This is a genomic window from Anaeromyxobacter terrae, assembly GCF_022690685.1.
Taxonomy (GTDB): Bacteria; Myxococcota; Myxococcia; order Myxococcales; family Anaeromyxobacteraceae; genus Anaeromyxobacter; species Anaeromyxobacter terrae.
This window is the reverse complement of record NZ_JALCYY010000131.1, coordinates 1-2,220: the sequence shown is the minus strand read 5'-3', so window position 1 is coordinate 2,220 and position 2,220 is coordinate 1. Positions and strand designations below refer to the sequence as shown.

Sequence of the window (2,220 nt, the reverse complement as noted above, 5' to 3'; positions counted from 1 at the left end):
CGCGCCGCCCGTGGCCCCGCGCGTCGCGCCGTCCGCCGCGCGCCCCGCCACGGCGACCGCCCGCGCGCCCGCGACCGCGTCGCGCCCGGCCGCGCCGCTGTTCGAGGAGGACGTCCCGGTCCCGACCCCGACGCCCGTCCCCGCGACGCGCACCCGCGGTGCGGCGTACGCCCAGGAGCTCGCGGACAAGTACGCGACGCAGGAGTTCCAGCTCTCGCCTGGCGCGGCGCCGCGGAAGCGTGCGAAGCGCGGCACGTTCGTGACCACCGTCACCCTGTTCACGGTGCTCGCGCTGGCGCTCGGCGGCTGGGTGATCTTCAACCGCGCGCGGAAGGAGCGGATCGAGGCGATCGACCGGCTCCTCAAGGACACGCTGCCGCTGCTCGACAAGGACGCGCACGCGGCCTACGTCGAGGCCGCGAACAAGCTCCAGCAGATCCTCGACCGCGACGACAAGTCGATCGCCGGCCACGCGTTCCTCGCCTACGTCGACGCGCTCCGCGCGGGCGAGCACGGCGAGGGCGACGCGATCCGCGCCGAGGCAGTGAAGCACGTCGAGGCGGCGCGCCAGCTCGGGCAGCGCCACTCGCACCTCGTCGCGGCGGAGGCGTACCTGAAGCTGTACGGCGGGGACCCCGCCGGCGCGAAGGAGGTCGTGAACGCCGTCCTCCAGGGTGGCGACGGCAATCAGAGCCCGTTCCTGCAGGGCGTGCTCGGCGCGATCCTGCTCCGCGAGGGAGACCTCGACGGCGCCCGCGACGTGCTCGGCAAGGCGCAGAAGGCGAGCCCGGGCGACGTGCGCATCGCGTACCTGCTCGGCGAGCAGTTCCGCCGGCGCGGGGAGGGCTACGAACTCTCGGCGACCGGCTTCTACGACTACGCCCTCCGCATCCAGAAGGATCACCTCTGGTCGATCCTCGGGAAGGCGGAGGTGCTCGTCGCCCGCGGTCAGCTGGAGGAGGGCGGGAAGGCGGCGGAGCTCGTCCTCACGCCGCAGGCGGCCGCCTCGCGGCCGCAGCAGGCGCTCGCGTACGCCCTCCGCGGCGCGGTGCTGGCGGGGACGGGCAAGGCGTCGGAGGCAGCGGCCGCGGAGGCCGAGGCGGCGAAGCTCGATCCGGCGAGCCCCGAGATCCCCCACCTCGTCGGCCAGCGGAAGCTCCGCGAGGGCGACGCCGCCGGCGCGGTGGAGGCCCTCCAGCGCGCCGTGTCGATCGACCCGAAGCGCGTGTCGCTCTACGCCGATCTCGTCCGCGCGCAGCTCGCGCGCGAGGGCGGCGCGCAGCAGGCCCTCGAGACCCTGAAGCGCGCGGTCGCCCGCGTCGGCGAGAGCCCGCGCCTCGCGCTCCTGCTCGGCGACGCCTACCGCGCGGCCGGCGACGCGGACCTCGCGCGCGGGCAGTACGAGAAGGCGATCCAGCTCGGCCGTCCTTTCCCCGACGCGCGCGTCTCGCTCGCGAAGCTCCACCGCGCGAAGGACAACATCCCCGGCGCGCTCGTCGAGCTCACGCAGGCGATCGACGAGTACGGCCAGGGCGGCGCGGGCGGTGCGGCGGTGGCGTACGTGGAGATGGCCGAGGCGGAGCGGGCCCGCGGCGCGAAGCGCGAGGTGCTCGCCGAGCTGTACGAGAAGGCGCTCGAGCGCGATCCGGCGAGCTGCGAGGCCCTGTGGGGCGCTGGCAAGCTCGAGGCGGACGTGCAGCGGACCGATCGCGCCAAGCAGCGGCTCGGCGCGTACGCGAAGCTCTGCCCGCGCAGCCCGCACGCGAGCGAGGCGGGGCAGCTCTCGAAGTAGCCACCTCCGGGCCCCGGTTCCTCTCGCCCCGTCCGCGCGAAGCGGGCGGGGCGAATGCATTCTGGGGGGGCGGGGGCGTCGGGGACGTCGCGGTCGGGGTCGAGGTCGAGGTCGAGGTCGTTCTGGCCGAAACTGCCGCGGCTGACGTCACCTTGGCGCGCCGCCTGGACGGGACCTCACGTCCTCGGCGGGCCACGATGGACGGGGACAAGGTACGGGGGGCGGTGCCGTCCGCCAGACGCCGCCGGCAACGCGGGGCTGCGGGCGGGGGCTGCACGTGGGCGACGTCGCCGAGGCCAACCGCGTTGCATTGCGGTCCGTGGGTCGGGGCGATGCCTACCGAGTCCAGTGGCCCGCCTGCGGGCGCGAGGTCCCGCCACGTAGGGCGGCGCGCTGCGGGCGGGGGAGGTGGAGGGCTCGGCGTCGGT

Annotated in this window: 1 protein-coding gene; it reads left to right on the top strand. The window is 75.6% G+C overall.

All coding sequences use genetic code 11. The features are described 5' to 3' along the window. The coding region (locus MNY62_RS25415) for a tetratricopeptide repeat protein (protein ID WP_242347123.1) at positions 1 to 1,792 on the top strand (1,792 nt) is incomplete at its 5' end. Between the last annotated feature and the right edge of the window lie 428 nt (positions 1,793 to 2,220).